General features: G+C 50.6%; 12 protein-coding genes. All 12 read right to left on the bottom strand.

The window, feature by feature from the left end:
• Positions 1-132: 132 nt before the first annotated feature.
• Positions 133-1383, bottom strand: a complete 1251-nt coding sequence (locus GPK83_RS12735) for a chloride channel protein (protein WP_117514906.1) — start codon at positions 1381-1383, stop codon at positions 133-135.
• Positions 1384-1612: 229 nt separating this feature from the next.
• Positions 1613-2839 (bottom strand): threonine ammonia-lyase, encoded by a 1227-nt coding sequence (gene ilvA, locus GPK83_RS12730; protein ID WP_117470315.1) that lies wholly within the window; start codon positions 2837-2839, stop codon positions 1613-1615.
• A gap of 106 nt (positions 2840-2945) precedes the next feature.
• Positions 2946-3881, bottom strand: coding sequence for a signal recognition particle-docking protein FtsY (gene ftsY, locus GPK83_RS12725; protein WP_021905056.1), 936 nt, complete (start codon positions 3879-3881; stop codon positions 2946-2948).
• Between the two features lie 11 nt (positions 3882-3892).
• Positions 3893-7450 (bottom strand): chromosome segregation protein SMC, encoded by a 3558-nt coding sequence (smc, locus tag GPK83_RS12720; protein ID WP_215704938.1) that lies wholly within the window; start codon positions 7448-7450, stop codon positions 3893-3895.
• 40 nt (positions 7451-7490) lie between these two features.
• A complete protein-coding gene (rnc, locus tag GPK83_RS12715) occupies positions 7491-8171 on the bottom strand; it encodes a ribonuclease III (RefSeq protein ID WP_015554517.1) in 681 nt (226 codons plus the stop codon).
• A gap of 55 nt (positions 8172-8226) precedes the next feature.
• Positions 8227-8457: an acyl carrier protein gene (gene acpP, locus GPK83_RS12710; RefSeq protein WP_015554516.1), complete on the bottom strand. Its 231-nt coding sequence runs from the start codon at positions 8455-8457 to the stop codon at positions 8227-8229.
• Positions 8458-8553: 96 nt separating this feature from the next.
• Positions 8554-9564: a phosphate acyltransferase PlsX gene (gene plsX / locus GPK83_RS12705; protein WP_117484546.1), complete on the bottom strand. Its 1011-nt coding sequence runs from the start codon at positions 9562-9564 to the stop codon at positions 8554-8556.
• 371 nt (positions 9565-9935) lie between these two features.
• A complete protein-coding gene (gene gatB, locus GPK83_RS12700) occupies positions 9936-11369 on the bottom strand; it encodes an Asp-tRNA(Asn)/Glu-tRNA(Gln) amidotransferase subunit GatB (protein WP_215704937.1) in 1434 nt (477 codons plus the stop codon).
• Positions 11366-12841: an Asp-tRNA(Asn)/Glu-tRNA(Gln) amidotransferase subunit GatA gene (gene gatA, locus GPK83_RS12695; RefSeq protein ID WP_117552597.1), complete on the bottom strand. Its 1476-nt coding sequence runs from the start codon at positions 12839-12841 to the stop codon at positions 11366-11368. The genes gatB and gatA overlap by 4 nt, the downstream gene beginning before the upstream one ends.
• 12 nt (positions 12842-12853) lie before the next feature.
• On the bottom strand, positions 12854-13147 hold the full coding sequence (gene gatC / locus GPK83_RS12690; RefSeq protein ID WP_015554512.1) for an Asp-tRNA(Asn)/Glu-tRNA(Gln) amidotransferase subunit GatC: 294 nt from the start codon (positions 13145-13147) through the stop codon (positions 12854-12856).
• A 25-nt stretch (positions 13148-13172) separates the two neighbouring features.
• The gene (aspS, locus tag GPK83_RS12685) at positions 13173-14504 is read right to left on the bottom strand and encodes an aspartate--tRNA(Asn) ligase (protein ID WP_215704936.1); all 1332 of its coding nucleotides are present in this window, start codon (positions 14502-14504) and stop codon (positions 13173-13175) included.
• Positions 14505-14889: 385 nt separating this feature from the next.
• A complete protein-coding gene (locus GPK83_RS12680) occupies positions 14890-16104 on the bottom strand; it encodes an LL-diaminopimelate aminotransferase (protein WP_215704935.1) in 1215 nt (404 codons plus the stop codon).
• Positions 16105-16153: the final 49 nt, after the last annotated feature.

The raw sequence follows: 16153 nt of genomic DNA, 5'->3' as shown, positions 1-16153 counted from the left end.
GATTTTGCCGATTCGGAATGCGAAGCATCGGCAAAATCCTGTTACAGTGCGCGGGCATGGAGTGCCCGTGTACTGTAACGGGTATTTCCGTAATACCTGACTGCTGATGTGCTAAAGCACGGTCTGATACCTTTAGTGCGCCTTCCGGTTAATAAACTCCGCCTTCGTCTTGGAGTATGTAAACTTCTGTCCGCTGTAGAGACCATAATATCCCGACAGCGTAAAGCTGATGGCGACCGCCACCGCAAAGTACGGCATTGCCTCAAAGCCAAATAGCTCGAATCCCAGGAACATGGTCGCGATCGGGCAGTTTGTGACACCGACAAAGGTAGCGAGCATTCCTGCTGCCGCACAGAGGGACGGTTCGAAGCCTGTGAGCAGTCCGAAGGTGCATCCGAAGGAAGATCCCACCGCCAGTGTTGGAACAATCTCTCCGCCTTTGAATCCGCCGCCCAGGGCGACTGCCGTGAAGATCATTTTCAACAAAAATCCAAGATATGCTGATTCCCCGTCGACCGCTTTCTCTACAAGGTTGAATCCGGCTCCGCAGTAATCCCGTCCGAAGATAAGTGCCAGCGCGATGGAAAGTCCTGCCGCAACAAGGATCCGCACATAGACATTCCCGATCTTATTCTTATAGAGATGCTGGGTCTCATGGAGCAGGATGCAGAAGCAGACACTTAAAAGAGCGCAGGTAAGACCAAGACCAACGGTGTAGAGCGCCGGAACAAGAGAAAACTCCGGAATATGAAGGATCAGGAAGGATTCGCCGTGAAGACCGAGAGCTCCTGAAATCTGCGCCCCGATAAAGGAAGCAAATACGCAGGGAACGAGAGCCGCGTAGTAGGCGACACCAATGCTGATGACCTCAATTCCGAACATGGCTGCCGCAAGCGGCGTCCCGAAGATCGCACCAAAGCAGCCGCTCATGCCGCTCATGATCATGACTTTCTTATCTCTCTCATCCATATGGAACACATCGCCGAAATAATTTCCGATGCATCCGCCGATCTGTAAGGCCGCTCCCTCTTTTCCGGCGGAAGCACCTACAGCCTGGCTTAAGATCGTCGAGATAAAGATACAGGGCAACGTTGCCATCGGGATCCGCTCGTCCGAGGAGATGGACTCTAAGATCAGGTTCGTTCCCCTGTTTCCGAGCTCATGGAACATCTGGTGAAGCAGGACGATCAGGACGCCGGCCACAGGCATCAGGTACAGCATAAAGCTGTGGGTCTTAAACAGCCGCTGGGCATAGATGACCCCGTATCCAAACGCCGTTCCGATAAGGCCACAGACGGTTCCCATCACGATGGAGATCGCGGTCCAACGGATAAAATACAGGATATTCTTATTAAGCGCTGTCTTAGTTTCGCTTCTGTACATACATTTTCCCCTTTATTAAGTAACAAATTGCCAGATATCCAGGCATATCTGGCCCGGATCTGCCTGGACATCTGGCAATAAATGAATATTAGTAACTATTCAGTACCTTCATAGTTACGTGCAAAAATCCATTCCAGATCAGCTTCGCTGATGGGATTTTTGCCTTCCAGCCTATGTTTTCTTACGGTCAGCGCAGCAAGTGCGCAGACCTACTGAACAGTTACGAATATTACATATAGATTCCGTTCGTCTTAGTGATCACCGGGCAGTAGCCTGCTGCCTCTAAAGCCTTGATGATCTGATCCTTATGCTCGGTTCCGAAGGACTCGAGAGTGATCGTGAGCTCTACGCCTGCGGTACGGTTTACGTTGGCAAATACGTTGTGCTCCAGCTTGATCACGTTGCCCTGCTCCTTTGCAATCAGTGAGGAAACAGCTGCCAGCTGACCCGGCTTATCCGGAAGCATAACGCTTACGGTGAAGATACGGTCTCTCTGCATCAGTCCATTCTGGACAACGGTAGCCATGGTGAGAACGTCCATGTTTCCACCGCTCAATACGGATACGACTTTCTTACCCTTAAAGTCAAGATGCTTTAAGGCCGCTACAGTTAAAAGTCCGGAGTTCTCGACGATCATCTTGTGATTCTCGGCCATATCGAGGAAGGATAGTGTCAGTTCAGAGTCGTCCACGGTGATCACATGATCCACGTTTGCCTGAAGGTACGGGAACAGCTTGTCACCAGGTGTCTGTACCGCGGTACCGTCGGCGATGGTATTGATCTTTGATACCGTTGTCACCTCTCCTGCCTCTAAGGATGCCTTTAAGCAGGCAGCTCCTGCCGGTTCAACGGCGATGACCTTGATCTTCGGGTTTAAGAGCTTTGCCAGGGTGGAAACGCCTGTGCAGAGTCCGCCGCCGCCAACCGGAACGAGGATATAGTCTACGGTCGGGAGCTCCTTGATGATCTCCATGGCGATGCTGCCCTGACCGGTAGCCACCTCTAAGTCATTGAACGGGTGAACAAAGGTATATCCGTGCTCATCAGCGAGCTCATAAGCGTGGGCGCATGCCTCATCGAAGACATTTCCGTAAAGGACAACTTCAGCACCGTAGGATTTCGTGCGGTTTACCTTGATGAGCGGTGTGGATACCGGCATAACGACTGTCGCCTTAACGCCTGCAAGCTTTGCGGCGTAAGCGACGCCCTGTGCATGGTTTCCGGCAGATGCTGTGATCAGACCGCGGGAGCGCTCTTCCGGTGTGAGCTGGCTGATCTTATAGTAAGCGCCGCGTACCTTGTAAGCACCGGTACGCTGCATGTTCTCCGGTTTAAAATAGATCTTGTTTCCGTAACGCTCAGAGAAATATTCGCTGTAGATCAGCTTTGTCTCCTGTGTCACTTTCTTTACGATCTCGGAAGCTTCTTCAAATTTTTCGAGGCTGAGTTCCTGCATTTCCATTTGTATTCTCCTTATTGTTACAGCTTACGCTGTCATTTACTGTATAATGCCGTGGACAGCCGCGCCTGACGCAGGCATCTGACAGGGCATATTTTTCGGGTTATTCCGGCTGCTTCGCGAACAGGGCCTTCACAAAGTCCTCGGAGTTGAATTTCTGTAAGTCATCGATCTTCTCTCCGACTCCCACATATTTTACCGGGATGCCGAGCTCGGACTGGATCGCAACGGCGATGCCGCCCTTTGCGGTTCCGTCAAGCTTTGTGAGGATGATGCCGGTGATATCAGCTGCTTCCATAAACTGGCGGGCCTGTACCAGGGCGTTCTGTCCTGTGGTTCCGTCGAGGACTACGAGAGTCTCACGGTAAGCTTCCGGGTATTCTTTATCGATGATGCGGTTGATCTTCTTAAGCTCCTCCATGAGGTTTTTCTTATTGTGAAGTCTTCCCGCCGTATCACAGATCAGCACATCCGCATTTCTGGATTTTGCTGCGGAGATGGCGTCGTAGATCACGGCAGCAGGATCGGATCCCTCTTTCTGGGCGATCAGCTCCACGCCCGCGCGGTTCGCCCACTCGGCAAGCTGGTCGATGGCTGCAGCACGGAAGGTATCAGCTGCGGCGAGGACGACTTTCTTTCCCTCTGCCTTTAACTGGTCCGCAAGCTTTCCGATGGATGTGGTCTTTCCGACACCGTTGACACCGATGACAAGAACAACGGATTTTCGGTGTTCGAATTCATATGCGTTCTCACCGAGGTCCATCTTGCTGCGGATGCTGGCGATCAGGGCTTCCCGGCACTGCTCCGGGTCCTTGATATGCTGTTCTTTTACGTTCTTCTTGAGGTCCTCGATGACCGCCATGGTGGTCTGGATCCCCATATCGCCCATGATCAGGGTCTCCTCAAGCTCCTCATAGAAATCGTCATCAATCGCGGAGAAGCCGGAAAAGATGGAATCCATTCCGGACACAATGTTTTCTCTGGTCTTTGTGAGACCTTCGACGAGGCGCGAGAAAAAGCCTTTTTTCTTCTCTTCCATACGAATCCTCCCTATTTTAAATCATTTTCAATCAGGTTCACGGAGACAAGCGTGGATACGCCTTTCTCCTGCATCGTGATTCCGTAGAGACGGTCAGCGGCGACCATGGTGCCTCTCCGGTGTGTGATGACGATGAACTGGGTATGTTTTGTCAGTTTATGCAGATATTTTGCGTAGCGGTCCACATTGGAATCGTCCAGGGCCGCCTCAATCTCATCTAAGAGACAGAACGGGGACGGTTTTAAGTTCTGGATCGCGAAAAGCAGAGCGATGGCCGTCAGTGCCTTTTCTCCGCCGGACATCTGCATCATGTTCTGGAGCTTCTTTCCCGGCGGCTGGGAAATGATCTGGATTCCTGACTCCAGGATATCTTCATCCTCGATGAGCTCCAGACTTCCGTGTCCGCCTCCGAAGAGTTCCCGGAATACCTTGTCAAACTCTGCCCGGATCATGGCGAATTTCTCTGTGAACTGCTTCCGCATCCCGATATCCAGCTCCTCGATGATCTTATAGAGGGCATCCTGTGCCGTAATAAGGTCATCGTGCTGGGTCTTCATGAACTCGTACCGCTCTGAGATCTCCTTGTAATCCTCGATGGCATTGACGTTGACATTTCCAAGACCGCGGATCGCGTTTTTCCGCTCGGCGATCTGTCGTTTCATGTCCGCCACATTGTCGAGGGATCCGTCCCGCAAGAGCTCCGCCGTCGAGAATGTGAGACCATATTCGTTCCACATATACTCCACCTGGGCATCCTGGCGTTCCGCGAGCTTATCACTCTGGTTCTGGAGGCGGAGAAGCTCTTTGTCCAGGTCAGAGATCCTCGCGGAGAGCGCTTCCCGCTTCTCAAAGAATCCCTTCTGGGCTTCATTCTTTGCCGCTTTTTCATCCTGAGCGGCAGTCATCTCCTGGTAGTAGGTTTCCGCGTCTTTTCCGGCATTCTCAATCTTCTGCTTTAATTCTTCAATCTGTGCGAGGCGCTTCTCCACCTCGTTTTTACTGTCCGTGTGTCCGTCCCGCAGGGACATTTTTTCAGTGAGAAGACGGTTCTTCTCCTCCTCGAGACGATGGATATTCTGGTCGAGGAAGGAATCCTGCTGTTTTAAGTTCGCGGCTTCCAACTGGACCTCGGAGAGCGCCGCGGATGCGTTATCCCGGTCCGCCTTCGCCTGCTCTAAAGCTGCGGAATCCGATTCGATCTTTTCATTCCGGTCGGTATTTTCCTGTTCCAGACGCTTCATCTCTTCTGCGATGGCAGCGAGACTGTCCCGCAGCTCGTGGATCTGCTCTTCCAGCTGACGGTTCTCCAGGTTCATATCCGCGGAGGACTCGTAGAGTTCCTCTTTCTTTCCCTCCAGCTGCTTCAGCGCGATCTTTGCCGTATTTTCTTCCAGATATTTCTTCTGAAGGTCACTCTTTACATTTTCCAGTTCGCCGCTCTTTTCCTGAAAGATCCCTTCCTGGAATATGGTCTCCGCCTGGATCTTATCGACGGTGATCAGGGCTTTCTTACAGGCTTCTTCTAATTCCTCCATCTCCCTCTTTCTTCCGAGAAGGTTGCTGGAGTTTTTAAAGGCACCGCCGCTCATGGATCCGCCTGGATTTAAGAGATCTCCTTCCGGCGTTACGATCCGGATGGAGTGGCGGTATTTTCTCGCAATGGCGATGGCGTTGTCAATGTGATCCACCACGAGGACGCGGCCGAGAAGGTATCTCGCCAGGGTCTGGTATTCCGGCCGCACATGGACGAGATCCGCGGCGATTCCGATGGCACCAGGTTCTTTTAGGGCACCCGGTGTATTAAATCCATTTCCCGCCGAGATTGCAGATAATGGAAGAAATGTGGCACGTCCGAACCGGTTCTTTTTCAGGTGTTCGATCAGTACCTTCGCGGTCTGTTCGGAGTCCGTGACGATGTTCTGGATCGATCCGCCGAGAGCAGTCTCGATAGCGATCTCATATTCCTTCGGAACATCAATGAGGTCCGCCACAACGCCGTGGATGCCTTTTACCCGGTCACGGACCTCCATGACACGCTTGATGCTGTTTCCGTAGCCGTCATAGCGCTCCGCCAGGTTCCTTAAGGATTCCAGCTTTGTGTGAGCCGTGTGGTAATCCTGTTCCGTGTGGCTTAGGTTTCTGTTTAAGCGGCGGATCTCTTCGTTTGCCGCCTTTGCTTCCTCTTCCAGGGATTCTGCCTGGAAAAGAAGTTTTTCAATCTCGGCGTCGATGGCTGTCAGGCGCTCGTTCTGCTCCGCAATCTGGTTATTCCAGTTTTCCTCGTCGCTCTTGACCTTTAAGAGCTTTTGGGCGACTTCGGATCTGCGGACCTGTACCTGCTCCAGCATCGTATCATAGCGCTGTTTCTTTACGGATAACTCTGATTTTTCATTCAAGGCCGCGATCAGCGCACCCTTTAAATGCTCGATGGACTGTTCAAGGCTGTCGGCGTGGGTGCTGGAAATCTTTAAGGCACCTTCCGCATCGGAGAGATGTTCCAGGACTTCCTGGATCTTATTTCCGAGAGCCTCCCGCTCCTCTTTGAGAGCTTCCTGCTCTTTATTTTTCGCGGATAATTCCTCGTCGATGGCAGCAGTCCTGTTTTTAATGTGTTCCGCGTTCAACTCCTCGGCATGGATCTGCTCCCTTAAGACATTGATCTGGCCTTCCAAGTTCCCTGCGGACATCTTCGCTTCATTCGCGGCGTTCTGCTTTTCGGAGATCTTTTCGTCCAACACGCGGACCGCCTCGGAGATCCGGTCATATTCCTCTTTTAAGGCTTCGGCAGCGGCTTTGGATTCCTCCATATCGCCTGTTACCGTGTGCTCTTTTCTTGTGAGTTCCAGTTTCTGGTCCTCGATGGCTTTTAAATCAGCGAGGAAGAGATTTACATCGAAACGTTTCAACTCTTCCCGGAGTCTTAAATACTCTTTCGCCGTCTCAGCCTGCTTTGCGAGAGGTCCCACCTGTTTTTCCAGTTCGCTTAAAATATCAGAAACACGGACGAGATTCTGCTTCTCATCCTCAAGTTTCTTCTGAGCGATGGCCTTTCTTCTCTTGAATTTTACGATTCCTGCCGCCTCATCGAAGAGTTCCCGGCGGTCCTCAGGACGTCCGCTCAAGATCTTATCGATCTGACCCTGTCCGATGATGGAATAGCCTTCTTTACCAATACCGGTATCATAGAAAAGCTCGTTGATATCCTTTAAGCGGCAGGCACTGCCGTTTAAGAGATATTCACTCTCACCTGAGCGGTAGATCCGCCTGGAAACTGTGACCTCGTCGTAATCGATGGCAAGCTGGTGGTCAGAGTTATCCAGTGTGATAGCCACATAGGCAAATCCCTGGGGTTTTCTCATCTCCGTACCGGAGAAGATCACATCCTGCATGGAGGAACTTCTGAGCTGTTTTACCTTCTGTTCACCGAGCACCCAGCGGACTGCATCGGCAACATTGCTTTTTCCGCTTCCGTTCGGGCCAACGATGCCGGTAATTCCGTTGTGGAATTCAAATATGATCTTATTAGCAAAGGATTTGAATCCCTGTACTTCGATACTCTTTAAATACATGCGTTAATTTTCCTATTTCTTAAAATACGTGATCTGTGTCTTACTGGATCTTACAGATTCCGTGGTAGGCGGCAACCTGTTCCGCCGCTTTCTTCGTACGTCCGAGACCTCTTCCGATCTCCTCATCCCCGATTTTTACGCAGACCTCAAAAGACTTGTTGTGGTCCGGCCCCTCTTCCTTGAGAAGTTCATAGACAAGCGTTTCTTTGTACTTTGCCTGAACCATTTCCTGCAGGATAGTTTTGCTATCGTAAAAGAGCTGTTTATGTTCAATATCATTCAGAATAAAACGATGGATGAACTCTTTTGCATTAGCAAGACCACCATCCAGATAAATTGCGCCGATGACCGCCTCCATCGCGTCAGAGACAACAGACGGCCGCTTCCTTCCGCCGGTCAGATCCTCGCCTTTTCCGAGAAGCAGATAGTCGCCAAGCGGTATCACATCCGCACAGTAAGCCAACGTCGGCTCGCAGACAAGGCTGGCACGGAGTTTCGTCATCTCGCCCTCCGGCATAGACTCGTATGTGTGGAACAGGAAGTCGCTGGAAATCACCTCGAGCACGGCATCACCAAGGAATTCCAGACGTTCATTGCAGCGTGTCTTATCCCAATGCTTTTCGTTTGCGTAGGAACTGTGAGTCAGGGCGTGAGTCAGAAGTCCTGGATCCTTGAACTGGTAACCGATCATTTCCTGAAGTTTTTCAAGTTTTTCTTTCATGATTAGCCTTTCTTTAAAAGAAGGTGTCCCTGTGAAGAGACACCTTTTCCTGCGATTAATTTAATGCGTTTTTGATTGCCTCAACAGCATCGCCGACACTTGCGATCTTCTCAGCTTCCTCAGTCGGGATCTCAATGTCGAACTCTTCCTCGATACCCATAATGATCTGGAATACATCCAGGGAATCTGCGCCGAGATCATCAACGAATGTAGTGTTCATTGTGATCTCCTCCGGATCGATATTGAGAACCTCTGCGATGATCTGCTGTAATTTTTCAAACTCCATAATTTCCATCCTCTCCTATTTTGCTTAATAATTTAGATTTAGTTTTATAATGTGTAACGGTTCAGTCCGCAGCGCACATAACGCCCGGCCAAACGGTTATGCTTCTGTCTCTTCCGGGGCAAGACACCCTTTTATTTTATCAGAAATCTCATTCTCCTTAAAGGAGATACACTGGATGATCGAGTTCTTGACCTCTTTCGCCTTTGAACTTCCGTGGGTTTTCACGACGAGTCCCTTTAAGCCTAAGAGCGGTGCGCCGCCGTACTGGCTCGCGTCGAAGCTCTTTAACGTAGATTTTAATGCCGGTTTGATGAGAAGCGCACCGATCTTGCTTCTGAGATTGCTCATCAGGCCCTTCTTCACCATCGTCATCATCGTCGCGCCCACACCCTCGTAGAGCTTTAAGATCACGTTGCCCACAAATGCCTCGCAGACGATCACATCCGCGCCGCCGTGGGGGATCTCACGAGCTTCGATACTTCCGATGAAGTTTATATTTTTACACTCTTTTAAGAGCGGGAATGTCTCTTTCACAAGGGTATTTCCCTTTTCCTCTTCCACACCGATATTGACGATCGCCACACGCGGATTCTCGATTCCCATCACATATTTCATATAGAGGGAACCCATCTGGGCAAACTGTACCAGGTGAGACGGTCTCGCGTCAACGTTTGCGCCGCAATCGATCAGAAGAGAGACTCCCTTTTCCGTAGGAATAAGCGGTGCTAACGGCGGGCGTTCCACACCTTTGACACGTCCGACGATGACCTGTCCGCCAACGAGAACAGCTCCGGAGCTTCCGGCAGATACAAAGCCGTCCGCTTCCCCGTTTTTTACGAGGTTCAGACCGACCACAAGGGAAGAATTCTTTTTCTTACGGATCGCATTGACCGGCGGTTCTCCCGTCTCGATCACTTCCGGGGCATCAACGATCTCAATCTGCTCTATTTTATAGGTATATTTTGAGAGCTCTTTCTCGATGACATCTTTCTGTCCAGTTAAACAGACGGTAATGTCTTTTCGTTCTGTGACCGCATCGACAGCACCTTTTACGATCTCTCCAGGGGCGTTGTCCCCGCCCATGGCGTCTACAGCAATTTTTATCATGTTTTTCTCTCCAATTCCTGTCCGCGCTCAGAAAAGCGTTGATAAATATTTCCATAGCACGGAGCATCCCATCGAACGGCGTAAAAACGCACTGCCGCTCTCCGGGACTTTTATAGTAATTAATATACTAAATACCTTTCATAAAATCAATACCTTTTTCATGCAGTTTTCATGAACAGGGAATGACAGGTTTTTGGAAAAAAATACCTTATATAAAGAAGAAAGAGATAAAAAAGCCATGATGATCGGTCTAAGATTCAGATCCTATTATCATGACTTTTTCTAATTCATATGCCCTTACCACTTATCAGACCTGTCCTTACCAGGTTCCTTACGAGGCATGCAGATCCGTTTAACGGCTTCTTCGCATTTTATTCCTGCACAAGTTTATGGATCATCCCGCTCACCTGTGACGGGTTTGCTTTTCCTTTCATCTCCTTCATGACCTGTCCCAAGAGGAATCCGATGACTTTGTCTTTTCCTTCCTTTAACTCGCCCACAGCTTTCGGGTTTGCGTCCAGGATCTTCTTCACGGTCTCCTCCAGAAGTCCGGAATCGCTCTCGATCTTTAGTCCATGTTCCTCAACATAAGCTGCCGGATCCACATCGGACTCAAACATGACGGCAAACACATCCTTTGCAGTCTGGTTGTTGATGACGCTCTTCTCAAGGAGTGCGATAAGGGATGCCAGATGCTCTGCTGTGAAGGTGATCTTCGATGCCTCTGATTCCTTCTCCTTTAAAAGACGAAGGGTCTCTCCGGTCAGCCAGTTCGCCGCCTTCTTCGGTGCTGCCCCTGCCTTGATGGTGTTCTCGAAGAGTTCAGCTAACGCCTTATCTCCTGTGAGGATATCTGCATCATAAGCACTCAGCCCGTATTCAGTCTGGTATCTCCTGGATTTTGCTTTCTTTAACTCCGGCTGAGCCGCACGGATGGAAGCGATCCACGCGTCGGAGATATCGATCGGCGGAAGATCCGGGTCCGGGAAGTAACGGTAGTCCTTCGCGTCTTCCTTGGAACGCATCGCATGGGAAGATTCCTTGTTGTCATCCCAGCGGCGTGTCTCCTGGACAACAGCACGACCCTCCTCAAGAAGCTCTATCTGGCGCTCTCTTTCTCCCTCGATGGCGTGGGCAATGGCCTTGAAGGAGTTTAAGTTCTTCATCTCAGTTCTCGTCCCAAATACCGGGCTTCCCACCTCGCGGACAGAAAGGTTTACGTCGGCACGCATGGAACCTTCCTGGAGACGGCAGTCGGAAACGCCGAGGTACTGCATGGTGGACTGAAGATGCTCTAAGTACTGGATGACCTCATCGACGCTTCTCATATCCGGTTCGGATACGATCTCAATCAGCGGAACGCCGCTTCGGTTGTAATCTACCAGGGAACTGTCGGTCCACTCGTCATGAACCAGCTTTCCCGCATCCTCCTCCATATGAATCTCATGGATGCCGATGCGCTTTGTTCCAGCTGCCGTCTCAAGCTCCACATAACCGTCGTGGCAGATCGGCAGATATAACTGGGAGATCTGGTAGTTCTGTGGGTTATCCGGGTAGAAGTAGTTCTTACGGTCAAACTTGCAGAACTGGTTGATCTGGCAGTTTAAAGCAAGGCCCGCGCGAAGTGCGAACTCCACGACCTGCTTATTTAATATAGGAAGAGATCCCGGCATACCCGTACAGATCGGGCAGACATGGGTGTTCGGCGCTGCGCCGAAATCTGTTTTGCATCCGCAGAAAATTTTCGTCTTTGTGGCTAACTCCACATGGACCTCAAGACCGATGACGGTTTCATACTGTTTCATGATAAGGTCTCCTTTCTGGCAAACGGAAGTGTCCATCCACCGCGGACATTCTCGATGGCGGATGCTGCGGCAAACAGGGTCTTTTCTCTGAAGCAGTCACCGAGAAGCTGGACACCGATCGGTAGTCCCTTTTCGTTTATGCTGCACGGGACTGTGAGTCCCGGAAGACCTGCAAGGTTTACGGCAACCGTATAAATATCGCTTAAATACATCTTCATCGGATCGCTTAAAGAAGTTCCGATCTTTGGAGCTGCCGTCGGAGCTGCCGGTCCGAGAATGATGTCGTACTTTGCAAATGCCTCGTCAAAGGCTTTCTTGATCAGGGCACGTACCTTTAACGCTTTCAGGTAATATGCGTCATAATATCCGGAGCTTAAAACGAAGGAACCCAGCATAATTCTTCTCTTGACCTCCGGCCCGAATCCCTCGGATCTGGAACGCTTGTACATGTCGTGGAGACCTTCGTACTCTTTCGCGCGGTAGCCGTATTTGACACCGTCGAAACGCTCTAAGTTAGAGCTTGCCTCCGCAGCCGCGATCACGTAATATGCCGGGATCGTGTACTCCATAAGACCGAGGTCAAAGTATTCTACATCTGCTCCGCACTCCTTTAAGTAGGCTGCACACTGCTCGATGGCTGCTCTCACATCATCGTCAAGTCCGTCCGACAGATACTCCTTTGGGATACCGATCTTCATGCCGCGGATATCTTTTCCGATGGCGGAAGTGAAATCCGTGTCCGTTCTCTCCATGGAGGTGCTGTCTTTCTCGTCATGGCTTGTGATGGTCTCAAGAAGGGCCGCACAGTCGGCTGCATTCTTGCCGATCGGTCCGATCTGGTCCAGGGAAGACGCGTAAGCCACAAGGCCAAAACGGGAAACCGTTCCGTATGTCGGTTTGATTCCGGTAACACCGCAGTAGGAGCTCGGCTGGCGGATGGATCCGCCGGTATCAGAGCCGAGAGCCGCGAAGCATTCACCGGCTGCGACCGCCGCGCAGGAACCGCCGGAGGAACCGCCCGGAACATGTTCCGTATCCCACGGGTTCTTTGTGACCGCAAATGCGGAAGTCTCGGTGGTACTTCCCATGGCGAACTCATCCATGTTTGTCTTTCCGAGAATCACCATGCCGGCATCTGTGATCCTTGTGACCGCCGTCGCATCATAGAACGGGACAAAGTTTTCAAGGATTTTTGAAGCACATGTGGTTCTCATGTCTTTTGTACAGATATTATCTTTCACTGCGATCGGGACACCTGCCAACGGGCCTGTGTATTTTCCGGAACGGATTCCATTGTCCACTTCCTTTGCCCGTGCTAAGACCTTCTCCTCATCCACGGTGAGGTACGCGCGGATCTTCTGATCTTCCTTCGCGATCTGCGCCAGGGACGCCTTTGCGGCTTCCTCTGAGGTGATCTCGCCTGCTTTTATCTTCTTTGCCAGCTCTGTGGCGGAAAGTTCCAGTATTTTCATATCCGTCTCCTCCTAACCGATGGTTTTTGGAACAAGGAACTGTCCGTCCTTTTCCTTCGGCGCATTCTTTAACAATTCTTCCTTCGGGGTACTCTCAAGAACAACGTCCTCGCGGAACACGTTCTTGATCGGGAAGATGTGGGTCAACGGCTCCACATCGGAGGTATCTAATTGATTCAGCATATCAACATAATCGAGCATCTGCTGAAGATCCTGTCTTGATTTTTCTTTCTCGTCTTCTGTCAGGTGAAGCTTTGCCAAGATCTCAATCTCATCCATCGTCTTATCGGTGATCATCTCTGCCATAATCTCAAATCCTTTCTCTATACCATCACGGTTTTAATCTTGTCATATCTCTCGGGAACAGGCATGCCTCACGGACGTTGTCCTCTCCGATCATCTTCATGGTCAGGCGCTCAAGGCCGATTCCGAGACCACCGTGGGGCGGCATTCCGTATTTGAAACAGTCAAGATAATCTTCCATCCCCTCGATGTCCATGCCTTTCTCCGCGATCTTCTTTAAGAGCGTCTCGTAATCATGGATCCGCTGGCCGCCTGTGGTGATCTCAAGACCGCGGAATAAAAGGTCAAAGCTTAAGGTGAATTCCTTGTTCTCCGGATCGTCCATCGCATAGAACGGACGTTTCTTTGACGGATAGTGGGTAACGAAAACAAACTCTGCTCCGTACTCAGATTTGAAGTACTCGCCGATCAGCGCCTCTTCCTCCGGCTCTAAGTCATGTGGGCTTCTGATCTGTCTGTCATACTTTTCAGCGATCAGCCGTTTCGCTTCATCGAAGCGGACGAATGGGATTTTTTCCACGTTCGGAAGTTCGATCTTTAACAGGGCGACCTCCTTCGCGTAGTCTTTCTTCAGAAGTTCTACCACGTACTGCAGCATCGCTGTCTCCATCTTGCAGATATCCATGAAGCTGTCGATGAATCCCATCTCAAAATCAAGGCTTGTGTACTCGTTTAAATGTCTCTTTGTGTTGTGCTTCTCTGCACGGAACACCGGACCGGTCTCAAAGACTCTGTCGAACACGCCGACCATCATCTGTTTGTAGAACTGCGGGCTCTGCGCCAGAACTGCCGGTCTGTGGAAGTACTGGAGCTTAAAGAGGTTTGCACCGCCCTCTGCGGATTTCGCGCCGATCTTCGGGGTATGGATCTCGGTAAATCCCTGGCTTGTCATAAACTCGCGGAAGCCGCGGCAGATACCTTCCTGGATGCGGAATTTCGCTCGCTCGCGGACGTTTCTTAATGCGATGGCGCGGCGGTTTAAGTTTGCCTCCAGGGATGTGGGAAGTTTCCACTTGTCGATGGCAATTGGCATCGGCTCTTCCGGTTTTGAAAGGATCCTTGCATCGGCAAGATGGATCTCAATTCCGTGGGGTGCGCGCTCTTCCTTGAAAACAGTTCCAGTCACGCGAACTGCCTGACCTTCACGGATCTCGGAGAGGACTTCCTTTCCGGTTCCTGCCTGGATCACGGTCTGTAAGAGACCATCGCGGCTTCTTAAGATCACAAAGGAAATTTCTCCCATATCGCGGATGCTGTGTACCATGCCTTCAACGGTAACTTCGGTACCAACGGACTCTTCTCTTTCCAATTCTTCAAGAGTTTTTACTTTTCTGTCTTCTAATCCTGTTACAAACTCCATAATCTGATCCTCCTAAATTTGTGGGGTAAAATTTGAGGCCTTTTAGCTTGAACAACAAAAATCCCGCCCCGGAGACTTTTGCTTTTAAAAGTTCTCCGGGACGGGATCTATATCACCCGCGGTACCACCCGCATTGCATTTCCATGCCACTCATGAGTCGCCGCTTTCGCTGTCGGACCATCATCCTAACGACTCGGCCGCGTAACGTGCAGCTTGCGTGCTGTCCTACCATCGTATCCGATCTTCGAGCAGCCGGCTCCGGAGCGTTCCCGCCTTTCTCGTTTCTTCCATGCTCTCAGCTGTCACACGGTTCTCTGTAAAGTCTTTCGAAAGGGAGTTTCCTTCAACGCCTTTGTTTGATATCTTTTTGATGTTTTATGTTTTATCAGAGATTTTTGATTCTGTCAAGTGCTTTTAAAGAATTTTCGTAAGTTCCGAAAGCAGTGATCCGGAAATATCCCTCTCCAGACGGACCAAATCCTGCACCAGGAGTGCCCACGATACCGGCATTGTTTAACAGATAATCAAAGAAATCCCAGGACTTCATGTCGTTCGGAGTCTTTAACCAGATATACGGGGAGTTTACACCGCCGTATACGGTAAAGCCTGTGTCCTTTAAGCCTGTATAGATGGTCTTTGCATTCTTCATGTAACGAGCGATCTGCTCTGCTACCTGCACCTTTCCTTCCGGAGAATACACGGCCTCGCCTGCGCGCTGGATAATATACGGAGTTCCGTTATACTTTGAGCCCTGACGGCGCATCCACATGGCATTTAAGCTGACATCGCCGCACTTTAAGTCCTTCGGGATCACAGCAAAGCCGAGACGCATGCCGGTAAAGCCTGCTTTCTTGGAGAAGCTGCGCAGTTCGATCGCACATGTCTTAGCGCCCTCACACTCATAGATGGAGTGCGGGATGCCTGCCTCTGTGATATATGCCTCGTAAGCAGCGTCATAGATGATGACAGCGCCGTTCTTGTTCGCGAAATCCACCCATGCCTGGAGATCTGCCTTCTTGATCGCCTCACCGGTCGGGTTATTCGGGAAGCAGAGATAGATCAAGTCTACATGCTCCTTCGGAAACTCCGGAAGAAATCCGTTGTCAGCAGTACACGGCATATATACGATCTTGTCGAAACGGCCTGTCTCACCGTTGTAAAGACCGCTGCGGCCTGCCATAACATTGGAATCCACGTATACCGGGTATACTGGATCGCATACAGCGACAACGCTGTCTAAGGAGAATAATTCCTGGATATTTCCGCAGTCACACTTTGCGCCGTCGGATATGAAGATCTCGTCAGCAGAGATGTCGCAGCCGTTCTCCTGGAAATCCTCTTTTGCAATAATATTTCTTAAAAAGTCATAGCCCTGCTCCGGAGCGTAGCCGCGGAAAGTCTCAGCATGTCCCATCTCATCGACAGCTTTGTGCATCGCTTCAATGATCGCTGGAGCGATCGGCTGTGTCACATCACCGATTCCAAGACGGATGATCTCCTTTTCCGGGTGCTCTGCCTGGAATGCTGATACTCTCTTTGCGATATTTGCGAAGAGATAGCTGCCCGGCAGCTTGGCAAAATTTTCATTGACTTTAAACATGTCTCAAATCCTCTCTTTCTGTAAATGCATGTGGGGTCTGGTTGCCAAA

The organism is Clostridium sp. MCC328 (assembly GCF_018785465.1).
Classification (GTDB): Bacteria; Bacillota; Clostridia; order Lachnospirales; family Lachnospiraceae; genus Pilosibacter; species Pilosibacter fragilis.
Note: the sequence above shows the minus strand (reverse complement) of the source record. Positions and strands in the feature narration are given on the sequence as shown.